A 19,824-nucleotide genomic window follows, 5' to 3' on the forward strand; every position below is an offset into this window, starting at 1 on the left:
CCGCGCCCCGCGGCCCCCGTCCCCGCCCCGGTCGTGCGGACGGCGGTCGGTCAGCCCTCCTCGTGGTGGGCCAGCAGCCCGTCCAGCGCGGTGGCGCCGTCCTCCAGGACGCCGTTGTCCTCCGCGACCTCGGCGACCCGCTCCAGCGGCTCGCGGGGCAGGTCGCTGCTGAACCGGGTCAGGACCATGGTCGGGATCAGCGCCGGGTCGATCTGGGTGAAGTTCGGCAGCTCGGCACGGACCTCGTCGTCGTGGCCGGCGGCGTACTCCATGGACTCCTCGACCGCGGCGGTGAAGGCCTCGACCAGCTCGGCGTCCTGCTGCGTCTTCTGCTCGGTGGTCACGTACAGCGCGGTGACGAAGTCGGGGTCGGTCTCCACGAACTGGGAGGCGACCAGGCGGTTGCCCTGCGCCTTGGCCACGCCGAGGAAGGGCTCGCTGGTCGCGATCGCGTCGACCTGACCGGCGGCCATGGCGCCGGCCATGTCCTGCAGCGGCAGCTCGACGAACTCCACCGAGTCCGGGTCGGCGCCGGCCGCCTCGACCGCCGCGCGGGTGGTGAGCTCGTGCAGGCCGAGCAGGGCGTTGACCGCGACGCGGCGGCCGGCGAGGTCACCGGCGTCCTGGATGTCACTGGCCTCGGGCACCAGGACACCGCCGTGGTCGGCGCCCTCCTCACCGGTGGACCGGCCGCCCTCGGCGACGGCCGACAGCGGCAGGCCCTCGTCGCGCGCCTGCAACAGCGTGACCACGTTGGCGTAGACGAAGTCGTAGGAGTCGTTCATCAGGCCGGGGACGAGCGCCGCGCCGCCGGTGCCGAACTGGATGTCGAGCTCGATGCCGCGGTCGGCGAAGAAGCCCTGGGCCTCGCCGACGTACAGCGCTGCGACGTCGACCACCGGGACGACGCCGACGGTGACCTTCTGCAGCTCGCCGGCGCCGGTGCTCGCGGCGCCGGCGGTGGTGTCGCCGTCGCCGCTCCCACAGGCGGAGAGGGTGAGCGTCGCGGCGGCCAGGCCGGCCAGCAGCGAGCGCGTGGGGGTTCTCATGTCGTCCTCCGTTGGTCGACGAGGGGTCGGGGGGTGGTGCGCGGGGTCGGTCAGGCGGCGTGCGCGCGGACGGGCAGGGACTGCAGTCCGCGCAGCCAGTTGTTGGCGATCAGCCGGGGTTCGCCGGTCAGCTCGAACCGGTCGACGCGGCGGGCCAGCGCGGAGAGCAGGCACTCCGCCTCCAGCCGGGCGATCAGCGAGCCGACGCAGCCGTGGATGCCGGTGCCGAAGGCCAGGTGGCCGGTCGCGCGGCGGGTGATCCGGAACTCGTCCGGGTCCTCCCAGCGACGCGGGTCGCGGTTGGCCGCGCCGAGGAACAGCAGCACCTTCTCGTCGGCGCCGAGCCGGACCCCGCCGAGCTCGACCGGCACGTTCGTCGTCCGCCCGATGATGGGGCTGGGCGCGGTGTGGCGCAGGCCCTCGTCGAAGGCGAACCGGGCGAGCGTGGGCGTCTCGCGCAGCAACTGCCACTGGTCGGGGTTCTCGATCAGCGCGCGCAGCGTCAGGCCGACGCCGTAGATGGTGGTGTCGACGCCCGCGGACAGGATGGAGCGGACCATCATCGCGGCCTCGTGCTCGGAGATCTCCCCCGTGTCGGCGGCGGCGAAGATGTCCGCGGCGAGCCCGTCGGGCCGCAGCGCCTCGCGCCGCATCTGCCAGGCCACGTAGGCCGGCGAGTCCCCCGCCAGCTCGACGGCCTCGTCGTAGAGCTCGTTGCGGGGGCCCATCGCCTGGAAGTTGAGGTTCGAGTACGGCAGCAGGTGCTTGCGCCCCTCGGGGACGAAGCCGACCGCGTCGGGCAGCACCGTGAGGGGGAAGGCCTGGGCGAGGTCGGTGGCGGCGTCGAACTCCCCGCGCTCCAGCACCTCGTCGACCAGCCGCTCGGCGGTGGCCGCGAAGTCCGCGCGCAGCCGGCGGACGGCGGCCGGCCCGAGGACCCGCGTCATGACCGCCCGGCGCGGGGTGTGGTCCGGCGGGTCGGCCTCCAGCAGCACGCTCGGCTCCCGCCAGTTCTCCGCGCGGCGGGTGTTGGTCACGCCCGTCCCGGCGGTGGAGGTGAACCGCTCCCAGTCCTTGAACACCTCCTCGACCAGGTCGTGCCGGCCGGTGGCCCACACCTCGTGGGCGGGCAGCCAGACGACCGGCGCGGTCTCGCGGACGAGGGTGTCGACGCGCAGCGGGTCGGCCAGCGACGCCCTGCTGAACGGGTCGACGTCCACGACGGGGCGTCCGGTGGTGCTGGTCATGATCGAGCTCCAGGGGCGTGGCCGGGGATGGCAGTTGCTAAATCAACTCGGCGTAGTGGACAGTTCGCCGGGACGGCTTGTCAAGAGCGCCCCACGCATGAGTTGCTTGATGAACTGCCGAGCACCGACCCCTGCCCGACCCCCCGCGAGGAGGACCGATGCCGATGGCCCGCCGCCGCTCAGCGGTCCGGACGCGGCTCCGGTGCGGCGTCGCCGTCGAGGCCGGCGCCGGGGTCGGCGACCTCGGAGAGGTTGTCGTGCATGCGGCGCAGGAAGTCCCGCAGCTGGGTCAGCTCCGCGTCGCTGAAACCGCGCAGCATCCACCGCTCCCGCTCCAGCGCGAGCGGCAGCAGCTCGTCGTGCAGGGCGACGCCGTCGGCGGTCAGGTAGAGCCGCCGCAGGCCGTCGGCCCGCTCGATGGTCACGAGGTCCCGCTCGGCCAGCCCGGCCACGCTGCGGGAGACCACCGACTTGTTCAGCCCCAGCACGGTGCAGACCTCTCCCGCTGTCGCACCGGGGTGGTTGCCGAGCGCCGAGATGATCCGCCAGTCGTTGACCCCCACGCCGAAGCGGCGCATGTACTGGAACGTCGAGCCCCATGACAGGGCGTTGGACACCAGGGCCAGGTAGGCGGGCGTGTACGCCTCGCGGTCGATGGTCACCGGCAGCTTGTCCCGGTGCGGTTCCCGACCGCTCACCCCGGCTCCCCTCCCTGTCGTGTCCGCGCCCTCCCCACCCCGAGCCCGTCGAGGAGACCATCCCATGAACAAGCTGATCAACGAGCCCCGGACCGTCGTCGCGGAGGCCCTCGACGGCCTCACCGGCGCCGTCGCCGGCACGTCCCGCCTCGCGGGCTGGACGACGGCGGTGCGCAGCGACGTGGCGGCGGTCCGGGACGCGGGGCGGGTCGCGGTGGTCTCCGGCGGCGGCGCCGGCCACGAGCCCGCCCACGCCGGTTACGTCGGGGCCGGGATGCTGACCGCGGCGGTGGCGGGCGAGGTCTTCACCTCGCCGTCCGTGGACGCCGTCCTGGCCGCCGTCCGCGCCGTGGCGTCACCGGCCGGGGTGCTGCTGATCGTCAAGAACTACACCGGCGACCGGCTCAACTTCGGCCTGGCCGCGGAGCTCGCGCGGGCCGAGGGGACGCCGGTCGAGGTGGTCGTGGTGGCCGACGACGTGGCCCTGGCGGCCGCGGGAGGGGCCGGACGCCGCGGGATCGCCGGCACCGTCCTGGTGCACAAGGTCGCCGGCGCCGCGGCCGAGGCGGGCCTGCCGCTGACCGAGGTCGCCGCCCGGGCGCGCGCGGCTGCCGGCGCCGTCCGGACCATGGGGGTCGCCCTGTCGGCGTGCACCGTGCCGGGCGCGGACCGCGCCTCGTTCTCGCTGGGCGCCGACGAGATCGAGTGGGGGCTGGGCATCCACGGCGAGGCCGGGGTCGAGCGCACCCCCGCCCGGTCGGCCGACGAGATCGCCGCCGGGCTGCTCGACCGCATCGTCGCCGACGGCGGCCACGGCGCGGGCACCCGCGTCGCACTGCTCGTGAACGGGCTCGGGGCGACCCCGCCGATCGAGCTCGACGTGATGGCCCGCGCGGCGCTGGCCGACCTGCGCCGCCGCGGCCTGGTCGTGGAGCGGGTCTGGGTGGGCAGCTTCCTCACCGCACTGGACATGGCCGGCTGCTCGCTGAGCCTGCTGCCGGTGGACGACGACGTCCTGGCCGCGCTCGACGCCCCCACCACCGCCCCGGCCTGGTCGGCGCACGGCGGCACTCCCCCGGCGGAGCCGGGCACCGTCGCGGTCCCCGACGCCGACGACCCGGCTGCCGGTGGCGAGCTGGCCGCCGGCGACCCGCTGCGGCGGGCACTGGAGGCGGCGGCCAGGTGCCTGCTCGACGCCGAGGAGGAGCTCACCGACCTCGACCGGCAGGTCGGGGACGGCGACCTGGGCACCAGCCTGGCGCGCGGCGCCCGGCAGCTGCTGGCCGACGTCGCCGGCTACCCGGGCCAGGACGGCCCCGCGGCGGTGCTGCGGGCCGCGTCGGCCACCGTGCGCAGGTCGGTCGGCGGGACCTCGGGGCCGCTGTACGCGGCGATGCTGATGCGCGCCGCGGCCGCGCTGCCCGACGATGGCGCTGCCGGCGCGGCCGGGTGGGCGGCGGCGTTCACCGCGGCCGTGGACGGCGTCCAGGAGATCGGCGGCGCCCGGCCTGGGGACCGCACCATGGTCGACGCCCTGCGCCCCGCCGCCGACGCCCTCGCCCGCGGCGTGGCCGGCGGCTCGGACCCCCGGACGGCGCTGGAGGCGGCCGTGGCCGCGGCGCAGGAGGGCACCCGGGCGACCGCGGAGATCGAGGCGCGGCTCGGCCGGTCCAGCTACCTCGGGGCGCGCGCCGTGGGGCACCCCGACCCCGGCGCGCACGCCGTCGCGCTGTGGCTGGCCGCCGTCATGGTCGCCCTGGCGGACTGAGCCGCCGGCTCACTCCCGGCCCGCGACGACGGCGAGGGCGCGGCGCAGCCAGCCGTCGAGCGCGGCGTCCGTGGCGTAGCCCGCCGGGTCGACCAGGACGAAGGCGGACAGCCGTCTCCCGCCCAGCTCCATGGGGCCGACGTGCGGTTGTTCGAGGGCGGCGGCCACCGCCTCCGGCCCGACCCGCACCAGCAGCCCCGTCGCGGTGACGCCGCAGCACATGCGCCCGTGCACGGAGAAGGAGCGGCCGCCGCCGACCATCGGCTTCTCCACGACGTCGCCGTGCGCGCCCAGCAGCCGGCGCACGCGGTCGGCGGTCTCGCGGTCGTGGGGCACGGCTGCGGTCAGGCGGCGGCGTCGGCGGCGGGCACGTCCGGGATCCTGCCGGTCCGGGCCGGTCCCCGGCTCACGCCTGCGCGCGGCACCAGGCCTGCAGCGACTCGCGGGCGTCGCGCCACGGATCGGCGTCGCTCTCGTCGAGCGTCACACGGACGGCGAGACCGTCGTGCAGGACGGTGACCGCGGCCATGGCGGGCGCGGCCGCCGCGGACAGCCCGGCGCCACCCCGCTGCGCGGCGTCCTCGGCCTGCTGCCACGCCGCCCGCATGTCCGCGGCCGCGGCGCTCCGGTCCCCACCGCCGGCGCCCTCCGAGAGCGCCTCCACCTCGTAGCGGGTCACCGCGTCGGTGAGCTCCTCGACCACCTCGTCGCACGCCGCCACCACCGGCGACACGGTGACGGAGGCCTCCCGCGCGGCCACCTCCGACTCGGCGGCCGCGACCGCCGCCGGGTCCGGGGCCGGGTCGGCCGGCGCCGGGTCGGCCGGCGCGGGGTCGGGTGGTGCGGGGTCGGGTGGTGCGGGGTCGGGTGGTGCGGGCTCCGGAGCGGCCGTCGCCGGGCTGGTGCCGGCGGCGGGCTCGACCGCCTCGCCGGTGCAGCCGCTCAGGACCAGGACGACGAGCGCCGAGGCCAGCAGCGGTCCGCGGGTGCGCATGCCCGACGGTGGCACCCCAGCCGCGACCGCGCAGCCCGACCGTCGGTGCCTGCGGGCAGGATCGGGGGCATGGTGGCCTTCTTCCTCCCGCGGGCGAGCGACGACGAGCAGGCCGAGCGGCTCTACGACGCCCTCGCCGAGTTCGCCGGGTGCGAGCCCGCCCCACCGGGCCGGCGGGTGCAGTCGATCGTCTTCACCCAGGACGGCGCCGAGTGGGTCGCCGAGGTCGGGGAGGAGCTGCGCGGGCAGCGGACCACGCAGCAGCTCCGTCGCGGCGAGCTCGTCGAGCGCACCGAGACCCTCACCTCGACGTCCCGCGTGCTCGCGGTCTACCCCGGTACGCCGTTCGTCGTCGTGACCGACGCCCAGCCGATCACCGGCACCCCCTCGGAGTGGGCCAACCCGTTCACCGTCCAGCCGGAGCGGGTCACCTGGTTCACGTGAGGACGACCAGCTGCTGGGTCGCCCGGGTCATCGCGACGTAGCGGTCGACCGCGCCCTCGATGCCCGTGCCGAACGCCTCGGGGTCGACGAGCACGACCAGGTCGAACTCCAGCCCCTTGGCCAGCTCCGGGGTCAGCGACCGGATGCGGGGCGTCCCGCGGAACGTGGGGTCGCCGATGACGCAGCCGATCCCCTCGGCGTGCGCGGCGAGCCAGGTGTCGAGGACCGCGCCCAGGTCCGCCACGGCCCCGTGGACGACCGGCGCCCCGCTGCGGATGGACGTCGGCACGTTGGCGTCCGGCAGCACCGCACGGATGACCGGCTCGGCCGCGGCCATCACCTCGGCCGGCGTCCGGTAGTTGACGGTGAGGGAGGCCAGGCGGACGTCGTCCAGCCCGATCCGCCGGAGCCGTTCCTCCCACGACTCGGGAAAGCCGTGCCGGGCCTGCGCCCGGTCGCCGACGATGGTGAAGCTCCGCGACGGGCAGCGCAGCAGCAGCATCTGCCACTCCGCGTCGGTCAGCTCCTGCGCCTCGTCCACCACGACGTGCGCGAAGGGGCCGGCGAGCAGGTCCGGGTCCGCGGTGGGCAGGGCGGCCTCGTCGACCAGGGCCTCGCGGAGGTCGGAGTGGCGCAGGGTCGTCATCAGCAGCAGCTCGGAGTCGTCGGTCGCGATGAGCTCGTCGATGACGTCGGCCATGCGGTCGCGCTCGGCGGCGGCCGCGGCCTCCTGACGACGCCGGCGCCGGGAGATCCCCGGGTCGCCGAGTCGCTGACGGGCCGCGTCGAGCAGCGGCAGGTCCGACACGGTCCAGGCGTGGGGGTCGTCGCGCTGCAGGGCCCGGACGTCCTCACGATCGAGCCGCGGCGCGCACCTGCGCAGGTAGGCCGGCACCGACCACAGGTCCCCGACCAGGTCGGTCGCCTCGAGCAGCGGCCACGCGTGGTCGACGGCCGCGACCAGCTCCCGGTTCTGCAGCAGCGACCGGCGCACGAGCTCCGGCGCGGCGTCGTCGTCCTCGTGCCGGTCCACCAGGATCGCCACCAGCGCGTCCCAGACCTGGTTGCGTGCCTCGTTGTGCGGCGTGCCGGGATCCGGCGTCCCGAACGCCTCGGCCCAGTCCTCGGCGCCGAGCCAGACCTCGGACCAGGGGGTCTCGACCCACATCCCCGTGGTGGGCGGCTCCTCGTAGAACCGCACCGCCGTCTCGACCGCCGCCACCAGGTCCGCCGACGACTTGAGCGCGGCCACGTGCGGGTCCGGCTCGACCCCGGCGGTGGCACCCTGCGGGACGAGGTCGCGCAGTGTGCTGATCTGCACGCCCTCCTCGCCGAGGCTGGGCAGGACGTCGGAGACGTAGGCCAGGTAGGGCTGGTGCGGCCCGACGAACAGGACGCCGCCCCGGCGGTGCCCGAGGCGGGAGTCGGCGTAGAGGAGGTAGGCGGTGCGGTGCAGGGCGACGACGGTCTTCCCGGTCCCCGGGCCGCCGTCGACGACCAGCGGCCCCGCGGACCCCGCCCGGATGATCGCGTCCTGGTCGGCCTGGATGGTGGCGAGCACGTCGCGCATCCGGTCCGACCGGGTGCCACCGAGGCTCACGATGAAGGCCGACTGGTCGTCGAGGGCCGCCGCGTGCCCCTCGAACCCGTCCGCGGTGAAGACCTCGTCCCAGTAGTCGCTGATCCGGCCGCGGGTCCATCGGTACCGGCGGCGGCTGGCCAGGCCCATCGGGTCGGCGTGGGTCGCCCCGAAGAACGGCTCCGCCGCCGGGGAGCGCCAGTCGACCAGCAGCCGGCGGCCCGTGCTGTCGGTGAGGCCGAGCCGCCCGACGTACAGAGGCTCGCCGTCGTCGGCACCGACCACGTGGCCGAGGCAGAGGTCCAGTCCGAAGCGACGCAGGGCGCGCAGGCGGGCGGTCAGCCGGTGGATCTCCAGGTCCCGGTCCAGCGCCTCCTGGCCGATGCCGCCGGGCGCCCTGCGCTCGGCGGCGAGCCGGTCGGTCAGGTCGGCGATGGCCTGCTCGAGGCTGTCGGCGATGGCGGCGAAGTGCTGCTCGTCGCGGGCGATCAGAGCCGGGTCGGCCTTGGCGGCGAGGTTGTCGGGGAGGTCGAACGCGCTGGTGGTCAGCGGACTCACGTCATCTGCTCCGATCCGAGGCCGACCGCAGGAATCGCATCCCGATCCCGCACTTCCTCGACCTCGGCCGGCGATTCTGCGGCCCACCCCGGGTCTTGCCACAAGTCCCCCGTGGCGCTATATGTTGAAGTGGAGAGAATCCATTCCGTTCCATTTCCGCGTCCGGGTCGACGTGCGTGCCGGTCACCGGCCGAGCAGCACGACCCCGGCCAGCGAGACGCCGGCGACGAGCAGCGTCGAGGCCGTCGCCACGAGCAGCGCGGAGCCGCTGCCGCGGAACAGCGAGCGCAGCTGCACCCCGGCGCCCATGCCGAACAGCGCGGCCCCGAGGGCGGCCACCTGCACCTGCGAGATCACCGTCAGCGCGTCCTCCGGGACGATCCCCGTGCTGCGCACGGCGACGCAGGCGAGGAAACCGAGCACGAACAGCGGCACGAGCGGCGGTCGTGTCGCCGCGGTCTCCCGCCCGGGCTCGGCCAGCCGACGCCGCACGCTCACCGCCGCGACGACCGGCGCGAGGAGCAGCACCCGCGTCAGCTTGACGACGACGGCGACGGCCACGACGGCGGCCCCACCGGTGCCGGCCGCCGCGACGACCTGCCCGACCTCCTGGATGCTGGCCCCGACCCAGATCCCGAACTGCACGTCGCTCAGACCCAGCGGCCGCTGCAGCAGCGGCAGCAGCACCATGGCCAGCGTCCCGAACAGGGTGACCATCGCGATCCCGACCGCGACGTCCTCCTCGTCGGCCCCGGCGGTGTCCTCCATCGCGGCGATGGCCGAGGCGCCGCAGATGGCGAAGCCGGTGCCGATCAGGAGGCTGCGGGCCCGTCCGAGCCGCAGCCGGTTCCCCAGCCAGGTCGTGACCAGCAGGGTCACGACGAGGGTGCCCGCGACGAGGGCGACGGTGCCGGCGCCCAGCGCGACGATGGCGCCGAAGGACACCGCGAAGCCGAGCAGCACGATCCCGATCCGCAGCAGGCGCCTGGTCACCTGGCCGAGCGCCTGCCGCGCCGCCCCGGGCAGCAGCCCGGTGTTCCCGGCGACCATGCCGAGGGCGACGGCCCACGTCAGGACGCCGACCGCGGGCACCAGGCGGTGGGCCAGCACCGCGCCACCGAGGCCCAGGGCCGCGGCGACCAGCCCCGGCCAGCGCCGGGGGCGGGCGGCGGGGACGACACCCGCGGTCCCGCCCTCGACGGCGTCCCGGACGGCGGCGTCGTCCTCCACGGGGCCGCGGTCGACGGTCGCCGCGCTCACCGGGCCACCGTCGGAGCGCCCACCCGGGCGAGGCTGGCCGGGTAGGCCCGGCGGCCCAGCACCAGCGCGACCAGCGCGCCGGCCGCGGCCAGCGGCACGAGCTGCATCGCCGTCCCCAGGCCCAGCCGGTCGGCCAGGATGCCGGTGACCAGCGGGCCGGCCGCCAGCCCCAGCAGGCTGTTGGCCAGCGTGAGCGTGCCGAAGGCGGTGGCCCGGATCGACTCGTGGGTGAGGTTGGACACCATCGCACCGGCCGGGCCGGCGGTGCCCGCGGCGAAGAAGACGCCGATCGCCAGGAGCAGCAGCTGCGCCGCGCCCGGCCCCAGGGCGAACGCGCCACCCAGGAAGAGCAGCGACACGAGCGAGTAGACGATGGCCGACGTCCACTTGCGGATGGCCACGCGCCGGCTCAGCCGGTCGGTGATCCAGCCGCAGGCGATCATGCCGGTCCCCATGAACAGGATGGCGACGGCGGCGAGGGCGGCCGCCCGGTCCGGCGGGAGGTCGTAGGCCCGGTTGAGGTAGCTGGGCAGCCAGGCGAACAGCGAGCCGGCGATGAACAGCTGCAGGCCGCTGCCGAGGTAGGCGCAGATGACCGACGGCGTGCTGAACAGCGTGCGCAGCCGCGCCCGCTCTCCCGTCGCCGACACGGGCTCGCCCTCGGCGACCTCGTCGACCCGGTACCGGGCCAGCTTCGCGTCGCTGATGAACACCCGGAAGAGCACGACCAGGACCAGCCCGAGGATCGCCAGCACGCCGAACGACCAGCGCCACCCGAGGTGGACGGCGAGCGCGCCGCCCAGCGCGACGCCGAGCACCGACCCGAAGGAGCCGCCGGCCATGAAGGCGCCGGTGAACGAGGCCCGGCGCGAGGCCGGGAAGACGGCGAGGACGACGGCCAGCCCGACACTGCCGTAGGCGGCCTCACCCAGGCCGATGAACACGCGGGCGAGCATCAGCTGCTCGTAGTTGGCCGCGATCGCGCAGCCGACGGTGGCCAGGCCCCAGATCGTGGCCATGAGGACGATCGCGCGGACCCGGCCCCACCGGTCGCCGAGCAGCGACAGCGGGACGGCCAGGAGCCCGACGGTCAGCGCGACGACGCTGGTGAGCGCCCCGAGCTGTGTGTCGGTCAGCGCCCACTCCAGCTTGAGGAAGGGGAACACGGCCGAGAGGACCTGCCGGGACATGTAGTCCGACAGGAGCAGTGCGAAGGTGAGGGTGAAGACGACCCAGGGGAACACCCGGCGGGTGCGCGCGGAGGGGGCCCGGTCGACGACGGTGCCGACCTCGCCCTCGGTGACCAGGGATGCCATGACGACGCTCCAGTGCGACGGAGGGTACGACGCCGTGCCCCGTTCCGGCGTGCGAGCGACAACGGTCGACGGCGGACGCGGTCGACCGGGCGGGGGGTGCGGCCACCGGGCGCGCACCCCCCGGACGATGGGTCAGGCGTGGTGCAGGAAGCCCACCTGGCCGGGCCGGCGGTTGGGCGGGTAGCCGAGCCGGGCCAGCGCCTCGTCGGCGCTGCCGTAGTACTCGCCGAGCCGGTAGATCTCGCGGGCCTCCTTGCCGGTGGCGACCTCGCGCCCGAGCTCCCCGGCGATCCGCACCAGCTGACGGACGGCGTCGGCGGAGGTGCACCGCTCGCCCAGGCGGCCCCAGAGCGTGTCCTCGTTGCCGCAGCGGGTGTGCAGGCCCAGGGCCATCGCCATCGTGTTGATCGGCAGGACGTTGCGCATGATGCTCTCGAGCGTCAGCGACGCGCCGTCCGGCACCCGGCGGATGAACTCCATCATCGTGTACGGGTTCGGGCCGTCGAAGCCGCCGCCGATGGCCACCCAGGTGATGTTGAGCGGGCCGGTGTAGACGCCGCGGCGGACCAGCCGCTCCACGGTCTCCAGCTGGGCGGAGTGGGCCAGCTGGAAGTGCGGCTGGATGCCGGCCGCCACCAGGCGCCGCAGGTGCTCCTCGACCCACGCGGGGCTCGCCGGCACCTCCATGTTGCGGTAGGTCTCGTACAGGTCGGGCCGCTGGAACGACGTCCCGGCGATGTCCGAGTCGGTCATCAGCTCGACGATGTTCATCTGCGAGGTGTTGATCGCGATGGTCACCTGGTCGGGCCTCGGGTCGAGCTCGGCGAGCATGTGCCGGGTGTCGTCGCTGAGCCACTTCGCCTCGGCTCCGTCCCCTTCCGGGGCGAAGGAGATCGAGCCGCCGACCTGCAGGATCATCTCCGGCACGGCCTCGCGCAGCCGGCGGAGCAGCTCGTTGAACTGGGACATCCGCTTGGAGCCCCTGCCGTCCAGCTCGCGCACGTGGATGTGCAGCACCGTGGCGCCGGCCTCCCAGCAGTCCACCGCCTGCTGGACGTGCTGGTCCATGGTCAGCGGGATGTCCTCGGGGAAGTCCGCCGGCTCCCACTCCGGCCCGTACGGCGCGGCGGTGATCACCAGCTTCTCCTGGTTCTCGGGGAACAGGGAGTCGTCGAGGAAGTACACGGCATTTCTCCTGTCGGGAAGAATGGTCAGTGGGTCTCGGTGCCGACGATTCCCGCGCGTTCCATCTTGCGGACGGCGGGCCAGTAGTCCTGCACGGCGTAGTGCTGGGTCGAACGGTTGTCCCAGATCGCGAAACTGTTCTCGGTCCACCGCCAGCGGACCTGGTACTCGGGCACGGCGGCCTGGCGGATCAGGTAGTGCAGCAGTTCGCCGGCACCGGGTGCGTAGTCGAATCCGAAACGCACGTTCTCCGGCGTGTGGAAGTTGACGAAGTGCGTCGTGAACGCGTTGACGAAGAGGATCTCCTCGCCGGTCTCGGGGTGCGTCCGCACGACCGGGTGCTCGGCGTCGGGGAAGCGCTCGTGCAGCGCCCGCCGCTGGTCGGGGTCCATCGCGGCGCCGAAGCTCGCCTCGATGCTGTGCCGCGCCCGGAGACCGGCGATCTGCTCCTTCACGTGCGCGGGCAGCCGGCGGTACGCCTCGGCCATGTCCACCCAGATGGTGTCGCCACCCACGGGGGGCGTCTCGACGCAGCGGAGCACCGAGCCCATCGGCGGGATCTCCCGCCAGGTCGCGTCGCAGTGGAAGGCGTTCTCGTAGTGCTCGGGCCGGCTGTCGAGGTCCTTGTAGATGCGGACCAGCCCCGGGTGCTCCGGGTCGCTGCCGGCCACCGGGTGGTCCTCGAGCGGGCCGAACCGCTCGGCCAGCGCGACGTGCTCGGCGCGGGTGATGTCCTGGTCCCGGAAGAACAGGACCTTGTACCGGAGCAGCAGCTCCCGGAGCTCCCCGAAGAGCGCGGCGTCGCGCGAGGCCTGGGCCAGGCTGACGTTGCGCAGCTCGGCGCCGATGGTCGCGGTCAGCGGGACGACCTCGATCGCGCGGGGGCCGACGTGGAGCGAGGGCAGGTCCTCGCGCAGGGCGGGTCCGTGGACGACGGTGTGCATGGATGGCTCCTGTTCGGTGCGGTGTGGGGTGGCGGGCCCGCTCAGGCAGCGGACTCGAGGCAGAAGACCGAGGAGCCGACGCTGCGGCCGGACTCCAGGTCGCGGTGGGCGGTGACGGCGTCCGCGAGCGCGTAGCGCTGGCCGATCTCGACGACGATCCGGCCGGAGCCGACGTGGTCGAAGAGCTCACCGGCGAGCGCGGCCCGCTCGGTCTCGTCGGCGATGTAGTCGGCGAGCGCCGGGCGGGTCACGAACAGCGAGCCCTTGACGGCGAGCTGCACCGCGTCGATCGGCGGGACCGGCCCGGACGCCGTGCCGAAGCAGACGAGCAGCCCGCGCCGGCTCAGCGAGTCCAGGGACGACGCGACGGTGGTCCGGCCGACGCTGTCGTAGGCGACGGGGACACCGGCGCCGTCGGTGAGCTCGCGGACGCGGGCGGCGACGTCCTCGCGCGAGTGGATGATCGTGTGGTCACACCCGTGGGCCCGGGCGACCTCGGCCTTGTCGTCGGTGGAGACGGTGCCGATCACCGTGAGCCCGAGCAGCTTCGCCCACTGGGTGAAGATCAGCCCGACGCCGCCGGCTGCCGCGTGCAGCAGGACGGTGTCCCCCGGCTCGAGCCGTGCGATGCGGCGCAGCAGGTAGGCGCAGGTGAGGCCGCGCATGGTCATGGCGGCGGCGGTCTCGAAGGGGATCGCGTCCGGGAGCTGGACCAGCGGGGCGACGTCCATCACGCGCTCGGTGCTGTAGGCGCCCAGCGGGCTGCCGGTGTACGTGACCCGGTCGCCCTCGGCGAAGCCGGTCACGCCGGGCCCGACCGCCTCGATCACGCCGGCCGCCTCGACGCCCATCCCGGCGGGGAGGGCGGCGGGGTACAGGCCGGTCCGGAAGTAGGTGTCGGCGAAGTTCAGACCGACCGCGGCGTGCCGGACCCGCACCTGCCCCGGACCGGGGTCCCCGACGTCGATGGACTCCCAGCGCAGCACCTCGGGACCGCCGGCCTCGTAGAAACGGACACCTCTGGCCATGGGTGGTCTCCTCCAACCGGCACGGGGGCACGTCGGCAGGTCGCCGATGCGTGGGAACTGCGATGACCGCGAGGCCCGCGGCGACGCTTCCGTCGTCCGCTCGTGGGCCCATCGGGTCGCTTCGAACGAGGTCAACGATGGCGGGAGGAGAGCCGGCGAGCTGTACCGATCCGGACAGATGCCTTAGCGTCTTCGGACATCCCTCAGGGGGTGATCGGGATGCGCCCGTGCGTCCGCGCCGCCACGCTCGACGGCTACGTCGAACTCGCCCGCTCCCTCGGCCTCGACCCGGTCGGGCTGCTGGGGAGCGTGGGGCTGGACGTGGCCGATCTCGCGACCCCGGAGAAGTGGATCCCCGCCGCCGACGTCGCGCGGCTGCTGCAGCTGTCCGCGGACCGGTCCGGGCACGAGGACCTCGGGCTCATGCTGGCCGCCCGCCGACGGCTCGCCACGCTCGGCCCGCTCAGCGTGGTGCTCCGGCAGGAGCCCGACCTGCGCAGCGCCCTCGGCCTGCTGGGCGGCTACGAGCGCAGCTACAACGAGGCCCTGCACCTGCGGCTGGACGAGGCGAACGGCCTCGCGACCATCCGGCTGTGGCTGGAGTTCGCCGAGCCGGCGCCCGTCCGCCAGTCCCTGGAACTGGCGACGGCGGCCCTGCACGGCATCATCGGCGAGCTGCTGGGCCGGGGCTGGGAGCCGCTGGCCGTGTGCTTCGCGCACCCGCCGCCGGAGGTGCTCCGGACGCACCACGCCACCTTCGGCCCACGGCTGCGGTTCGACCACCCGTTCACCGGGCTGGTGTTCTACGCCGACCAGCTGGACGCCCCGAACGCGGTGGCCGACCCGCTGCTGCGGCCCTACGCCCGGCAGTTCCTGCGGTCGATCCCCGCACCGCGGGGCGCGACGGTCGCCGAACGGGTCCGGGAGCACGTCGAGGTGCTGCTGCCGCTGGGCCGGTGCTCGACCTCGCAGGTCGCCCGCAGCCTCGGCATGACCGAGCGGACCATGCACCGCCGGCTGGCCGCCCAGGACGAGAGCTTCACCGGGATCGTGAACGCGCGGCGGGCCGCGCTGGCCGAGCGCTACCTGGCCGACGACCGCCACACGCTGACCGACGTCGCCCACCTGCTCGGGTTCACCGCGCCGAGCGCCTTCTCGCGGTGGTTCCGCACCCGGTTCGGCGTCACGCCGTCCCGGTGGCGGGCGACGGTCCGCCGGGCGGCCGGCGGAGGCTCCCCGCCCTCCTCCGCGTGAAGCCGGTCCGCGGCGGCGTCGATCAGCCGATCGGACGGGCTCGACGGCTCCCCTGCGTGGGCCGCTCCCGGACAGCACCGGCATCGGCCCACCCGGCGGCCGACGCCCGAGGCGCCCGGTGCTCCTCAGGTTCCTCCGCGCTCGCGGTGGCCCATCGCCAGCCGGACCACAGCGCGGCGGACAAGGGCAGCCACGCCAGGAGCGGCCACATCCACCAGACCATCGACGTCCCCCTCGCGCTGTTCGGGTGCGACGGGCCGCTCGCCCACGGGGGAGAGGCGAGCGACCCGTCGCGGGGGTCACGTTGCCTCCCGGCCGGGAGGCGGAGCACCCCCAGATGCGGGGTCGTACGACTACGCGTGCTGGGGGCTTGACGGAGCGTGCCTCGCGTTGCCGCCGCAACCGGAGGCTGCAGAAGGGCTGGTCAGCGGGGGACGACGGACGAGTCGGCCTGTACGCCGGGTTCTGTCCCCGGGTGCCTCGCGGCCTCCCGATGGGCGGTCATCCATCTAGGCCTGCCGTTGCCGGCAGGCTCCAGCGGTCCACCCGCAGGCATCGGGCGGGCAACCCTCGAACGCCTGCGCAGGACGGCGGTGCGACCGCCGTCCCTCTCGACCTTGCTCCGGGTGGGGTTTACCGAGCCACACCGGTCACCCGGTGTGCGGTGGTCTCTTACACCGCCGTTTCACCCTTACCAGCGCACGCGCTGGCGGTCTGTTCTCTGTGGCACTGTCCCGCGGGTCACCCCGGGTCGCCGTTAGCGACCACCCTGCCCTGTGGAGCCCGGACGTTCCTCGGCGACGGGGTCTCCCCCGCCGACGCGACCGCCCAGCCGACTCGTCCGTCGTGAGCCCAGTCTAGTGAACGGCCCGGGTCAGGGGACGGACGAGGCCGTCAGCCCCAGTAGAGACGGAACCCGACCCGCCGTCGGCCGTCCTCGGTGAGGGTCGCCATGTCGACGATCTGACGTGCCTGCTCCTCGACGGGGTCGGTCGAGATCAGCTCGAGGTACCGGCGGTGCTCGCAGAGGGAGGCGACCGCGGCGTCCACCTGGTCGCCGACGTCCACCTCGTGCGGCGGGTCCAGCATCTCGCTCACCGCGATGTACTGCACACCGCCCCATCGCGGCTCGGTCAGCTCCGGGAAGATCCACTCGTTCCCCGCGTCGGCGACCGCGTCGAGCACGCTCTGCCCCAGCGCCCGGTGGTCGGCGGAGTTCACGTACGCGGGCGACAGGCCGGGCGGCGTCCACGTCGGGCCGAAGTAGCCGGTGACCACGAGCTCCGGCCGGTGCCGCCGGATGGCCCCCGCGATGGCCCGCCGGAGGTCCAGCCCCTCGACCAGCCGGCCGTCGCGCAGGCCGAGGAACTCGACCTCACTGACCCCGACCGCGGCGGCCGACCGGCGTTCCTCCTCCTCGCGCAGGGGCCCCGCCTCCTCCGGCGGCACGCCTGCCATGCCCGCCTCCCCGCGGGTCGCCAGCAGGTAGTGGACCTCCTTGCCGGCCGCGGTCCAGACGGCGACCGCGGCGGCGAGGCCGTACTCGATGTCGTCGGGGTGGGCGGCCACGACGAGGGCCCGCTGCCAGTCGGCGGGCATGGGCTGGGTCGGCATGGCGGCAGTGTCCCGTCAGCCGGCCGTCGGCCGGTAGGTCAGCAGCGTCGTCCCGGCGCGGAACTCCTGCGCGCCGATCCGCTCCAGCGGGACGTCGACGCCGTCGGGGAACAGCCGGCGGCCGCGGCCGAGCACGCGGGGGAAGACGAACAGCCGGTACTCGTCGACCAGCCCCGCCCCGATCAGCGCGTGGCACAGCGTGATGCTGCCGGTCACGCCGATCTCGCCGTCGTACGCGGCCCGCAGCGCGCACACCTCCTCGACGGGGTCGCCGGACAGCACGCGCGTGTTCGCCCACCCCGGCTCTCCGAGGGTCCGGGAGACGACGAACTTCCGGACCCCGTCCAGGTGCCGGGTGATCCCCGTCCGGTCGTCGGTCCGGGCCGGCCAGAAGCCGCGCATGGCCTCGAACGTCCGCCGGCCGACCAGGAAGCCGGTCTGGCCGGCCATCTGCTGCTGCACGACCGCGAGGACGTCGGCGGTGTCCTCCTCGTCCCCCTGCGGGTCGAACCACCCGTCGAGGGCCTCGACCACGCCGTCCAGGGTGCTGTTCTGGGTGATGACCACCTGTCCCATGCCCGATCCGACTCGGCGGCGGGCCGGAACTCATCGGCGCCCGGCGACCTCCAGCAGCACGGCGGCCAGCTCCTCCGGCGCGCTGACCATCGGGTCGTGCCCGGTGGCCAGCTCCACGACCTCCCAGCCGGGCTGCTCGCGCACCAGCCGCCGCGACGGCTCGATGGTCGGCAGCGGCGGGGAGGTGCAGTCGACGAACGTCCGAGGGCGGGCCGCCCACCGCGCGGCGTCGAAGTGCAGGGGGTCGTCGTAGACGCCGCCGGGCTGCGGGGTCTGCCGCCGGTCGACCCACGCGGCGTCCTCCCCGGCGAGCCCGAACACCGACGCCGGCGGTGGCGGGATCACCCCGTCGCGCGCGACCGCCGCCCGCCGCTCCGCCTGCGCCTCCGGCGGGTTGCGGGTCGACCAGCTCTCCCCGGGCGTCGGGACGACGGCGTCGACGTAGACCAGCCGCCGCACCTCGTTCCCCAGCCGGTCGGCCGCCCCGGTGACCACCATGCCGCCGTAGCTGTGGCCGACCAGGACCGCGTCCCGGCACTCCTCGGCCCGGACGGCGCTCACGACGTCCTGCACGTGGGTGTCGAGCGTCGTCGCCGGTGACAGGGCGGCGGCCCGCTCCCCCAGCCCGGACAGGGTCACCGGGACGACGTGGTGCCCGGCGGCCCAGAGCAGCGGCAGCACCCGCCGCCAGCACCAGGCCCCGTGCCAGGCGCCGTGGACGAGGACGATGTCGGTCATCCGGTCATCGTGCCGGGGAGGGCTCCCGGCCGGCCTCCGGGGCCGCCTGCCGGTGCGCGGCCGGCGCCCCGGCGCGCACCAGCCAGAACACCAGCAGGCCGCCCACCAGGCCCGCCGCCCCGCAGGCGAGGAACGCGTCGCGCAGCCCGTCGGCGTAGGCGGCGGAGACCAGCTCGCCCAGCGCGGGTCGGGCGGCCGGGTCGGCGCCGGCCACGATCGCCGGGGCCTGCCCGCCGGAGAGCGCCGCCGCCGTCCCCGCGGGGTCGGGCACCCCGCCGTCGCGCAGCGTCGCCCCCGCGGACGCGGTGAACACCGCACCGAGGATCGACACCCCCACCGCCAGGCCCAGCTGGCGGGCGGTGTTGACCGCGCCGGAGGCCATGCCGCTGCGCTCGCGCGGCACCGCGGCCAGCGCGGCCGAGGCCAGCGTCGGGTTGGACGCCCCCACCCCGATGCCCATGACGGCCAGGCCGGGGACCAGCACCGTCCAGCTCGAGCCGGCGTCCACGAACGCCAACAGCAGCGCGCCGATCCCGATGAGGACCAGCCCCGACCCGAGCACCAGCCGCGGCGACCGGGTCTGCAGGAACCGTCCGGTGCCGGCGGCGACGGCGAAGCTCATGAACGACAGCGGGATAAACACCAGCCCGGCCCGCAGCGGCGACAGGCCCTCGATCGACTGCAGCCACAGCGAGGCGTAGACCAGCTCGGAGAACGCGGACAGGTTCAGCAGCAGGGCGCCGATCATGATCCCGGTGAACGACCGGTTCGCGAACAGCCGGACGTCGAGCATCGGCGCCTTCCGGCGCAGCTCCACCGCGACCCACAGCGCGAGGACGGCGAGGCCACCGGCCAGCGGCCCCCACGCCTGCGGCTCCCCCCAGCCCGCGGCGGCGGCCTCGACCAGCCCGTAGACGACCCCTCCGGCACCGGCGGTGAACAGCGCGATCCCGAGGACGTCGGGCCGGGGTGCCGCCGACTGCCGGAACTCACCGACGACGGCGAGGGTCAGCACCACGGCGAACGCGCACACCGGCAGGTTGACGAAGAAGATCCAGCGCCACGACAGTTCGGTGAGGGCACCGCCGACGATCGGCCCCAGCGCCGCGGCCGCACCGACCACCGCGCCCCACACGCCGAACGCCGTCCCCCGGTCGCGGCCCTCGTAGCTGTCGTTGATCAGCGCGATGGTGGTCGCGAACATCGCCGCCCCGCCGACGCCCTGCAGCCCCCGGGCCGCCACCAGCCAGCCCGCGCTCGGCGCCAGCCCGCAGGCCAGGGAGGCGAACGCGAACACGACCAGGCCGATCAGGAACACGCGGCGGCGTCCGTAGAGGTCGGCGACCGAGCCGGCGCCGAGCACCAGTGCGGCCAGGGCCAGCGCGTAGACGTCGACCACCCACTGCAGCTGGTCGAAGGACGTCGACAGGTCCGTCGCCAGGGCGGGCAGGGCGACGTTCACGATCGTGATGTCGATCAGCAGGATGAAGGTGCCGGTACAGATCGCGACCAGCGGCAGCCACGTGCGCACCGGCCCAGGGTGCCCTGCCGGTGCAGAGTGCAACCGACCGC

At 74.8% G+C, this 19,824-nt stretch carries 18 protein-coding genes and 1 other RNA gene; 3 read left to right on the forward strand and 16 right to left on the reverse strand.

Features of this window, described 5'->3' with window-relative positions; all coding sequences use genetic code 11:
- Window positions 1-50 precede the first annotated feature (50 nt).
- The 3 genes from ACI78Q_RS11575 to ACI78Q_RS11585 form a co-directional block, all read right to left on the reverse strand.
- Complete coding sequence (locus ACI78Q_RS11575) at window positions 51-1,049, reverse strand: ABC transporter substrate-binding protein (protein ID WP_456923517.1); 999 nt, start codon at window positions 1,047-1,049, stop codon at window positions 51-53.
- 50 nt (window positions 1,050-1,099) lie between these two features.
- Window positions 1,100-2,296: a cytochrome P450 gene (locus tag ACI78Q_RS11580; RefSeq protein WP_456923518.1), complete on the reverse strand. Its 1,197-nt coding sequence runs from the start codon at window positions 2,294-2,296 to the stop codon at window positions 1,100-1,102.
- A gap of 179 nt (window positions 2,297-2,475) precedes the next feature.
- A complete protein-coding gene (locus ACI78Q_RS11585) occupies window positions 2,476-2,994 on the reverse strand; it encodes a MarR family winged helix-turn-helix transcriptional regulator (RefSeq protein WP_456923519.1) in 519 nt (172 codons plus the stop codon).
- Between the two features lie 64 nt (window positions 2,995-3,058).
- Here ACI78Q_RS11585 and dhaL point away from each other — a divergent pair, with 64 nt between their 5' ends.
- The gene (dhaL, locus tag ACI78Q_RS11590) at window positions 3,059-4,762 is read left to right on the forward strand and encodes a dihydroxyacetone kinase subunit DhaL (RefSeq protein WP_456923520.1); all 1,704 of its coding nucleotides are present in this window, start codon (window positions 3,059-3,061) and stop codon (window positions 4,760-4,762) included.
- A gap of 9 nt (window positions 4,763-4,771) precedes the next feature.
- Here the strand turns inward: dhaL and ACI78Q_RS11595 are convergent, their stop codons facing one another.
- On the reverse strand, window positions 4,772-5,098 hold the full coding sequence (locus tag ACI78Q_RS11595) for a TfoX/Sxy family protein (RefSeq protein WP_456923521.1): 327 nt from the start codon (window positions 5,096-5,098) through the stop codon (window positions 4,772-4,774).
- Window positions 5,099-5,168: 70 nt separating this feature from the next.
- Window positions 5,169-5,756: a hypothetical protein gene (locus tag ACI78Q_RS11600; RefSeq protein ID WP_456923522.1), complete on the reverse strand. Its 588-nt coding sequence runs from the start codon at window positions 5,754-5,756 to the stop codon at window positions 5,169-5,171.
- Between the two features lie 69 nt (window positions 5,757-5,825).
- Between ACI78Q_RS11600 and ACI78Q_RS11605 the strand changes: the two genes are divergently transcribed.
- A complete protein-coding gene (locus ACI78Q_RS11605) occupies window positions 5,826-6,200 on the forward strand; it encodes a hypothetical protein (RefSeq protein ID WP_456923523.1) in 375 nt (124 codons plus the stop codon).
- Here the strand turns inward: ACI78Q_RS11605 and helR are convergent.
- The 6 genes from helR to ACI78Q_RS11635 form a co-directional block, all read right to left on the reverse strand.
- Window positions 6,193-8,337 (reverse strand): RNA polymerase recycling motor ATPase HelR, encoded by a 2,145-nt coding sequence (gene helR / locus ACI78Q_RS11610; RefSeq protein WP_456923524.1) that lies wholly within the window; start codon window positions 8,335-8,337, stop codon window positions 6,193-6,195. The genes ACI78Q_RS11605 and helR overlap by 8 nt on opposite strands.
- Window positions 8,338-8,520: 183 nt before the next feature.
- On the reverse strand, window positions 8,521-9,597 hold the full coding sequence (locus ACI78Q_RS11615; RefSeq protein ID WP_456923525.1) for a YeiH family protein: 1,077 nt from the start codon (window positions 9,595-9,597) through the stop codon (window positions 8,521-8,523).
- Window positions 9,594-10,913, reverse strand: a complete 1,320-nt coding sequence (locus ACI78Q_RS11620; protein ID WP_456923526.1) for an MFS transporter — start codon at window positions 10,911-10,913, stop codon at window positions 9,594-9,596. The genes ACI78Q_RS11615 and ACI78Q_RS11620 overlap by 4 nt, the downstream gene beginning before the upstream one ends.
- Before the next feature lie 132 nt (window positions 10,914-11,045).
- Window positions 11,046-12,098 carry a 3-keto-5-aminohexanoate cleavage protein gene (locus tag ACI78Q_RS11625; protein ID WP_456923527.1) on the reverse strand — a complete coding sequence of 351 codons (1,053 nt, stop codon included), beginning with the start codon at window positions 12,096-12,098 and terminating at the stop codon, window positions 11,046-11,048.
- Between the two features lie 26 nt (window positions 12,099-12,124).
- Window positions 12,125-13,042: a TauD/TfdA dioxygenase family protein gene (locus ACI78Q_RS11630; protein WP_456923528.1), complete on the reverse strand. Its 918-nt coding sequence runs from the start codon at window positions 13,040-13,042 to the stop codon at window positions 12,125-12,127.
- A gap of 41 nt (window positions 13,043-13,083) precedes the next feature.
- A complete protein-coding gene (locus tag ACI78Q_RS11635) occupies window positions 13,084-14,070 on the reverse strand; it encodes a quinone oxidoreductase family protein (protein ID WP_456923529.1) in 987 nt (328 codons plus the stop codon).
- Window positions 14,071-14,289: 219 nt separating this feature from the next.
- Here ACI78Q_RS11635 and ACI78Q_RS11640 point away from each other — a divergent pair, with 219 nt between their 5' ends.
- Window positions 14,290-15,324 carry an AraC family transcriptional regulator gene (locus ACI78Q_RS11640; RefSeq protein ID WP_456923530.1) on the forward strand — a complete coding sequence of 345 codons (1,035 nt, stop codon included), beginning with the start codon at window positions 14,290-14,292 and terminating at the stop codon, window positions 15,322-15,324.
- Window positions 15,325-15,762: 438 nt separating this feature from the next.
- Here the strand turns inward: ACI78Q_RS11640 and rnpB are convergent.
- The 5 genes from rnpB to ACI78Q_RS11665 form a co-directional block, all read right to left on the reverse strand.
- Window positions 15,763-16,164, reverse strand: an RNA gene (rnpB, locus tag ACI78Q_RS11645) — RNase P RNA component class A.
- 54 nt (window positions 16,165-16,218) lie between these two features.
- Window positions 16,219-16,938, reverse strand: a complete 720-nt coding sequence (locus ACI78Q_RS11650; RefSeq protein ID WP_456923531.1) for a PIG-L deacetylase family protein — start codon at window positions 16,936-16,938, stop codon at window positions 16,219-16,221.
- A 15-nt stretch (window positions 16,939-16,953) separates the two neighbouring features.
- Entirely contained in the window at window positions 16,954-17,514 is a 561-nt protein-coding gene (locus ACI78Q_RS11655; RefSeq protein WP_456923532.1) for a dihydrofolate reductase family protein, read from the reverse strand.
- 30 nt (window positions 17,515-17,544) lie between these two features.
- Window positions 17,545-18,252, reverse strand: a complete 708-nt coding sequence (locus ACI78Q_RS11660; protein WP_456923533.1) for an alpha/beta fold hydrolase — start codon at window positions 18,250-18,252, stop codon at window positions 17,545-17,547.
- Between the two features lie 4 nt (window positions 18,253-18,256).
- Window positions 18,257-19,783 carry an MFS transporter gene (locus tag ACI78Q_RS11665; RefSeq protein WP_456923534.1) on the reverse strand — a complete coding sequence of 509 codons (1,527 nt, stop codon included), beginning with the start codon at window positions 19,781-19,783 and terminating at the stop codon, window positions 18,257-18,259.
- Between the last annotated feature and the right edge of the window lie 41 nt (window positions 19,784-19,824).

This window comes from Geodermatophilus sp. SYSU D00705 (assembly GCF_054050135.1).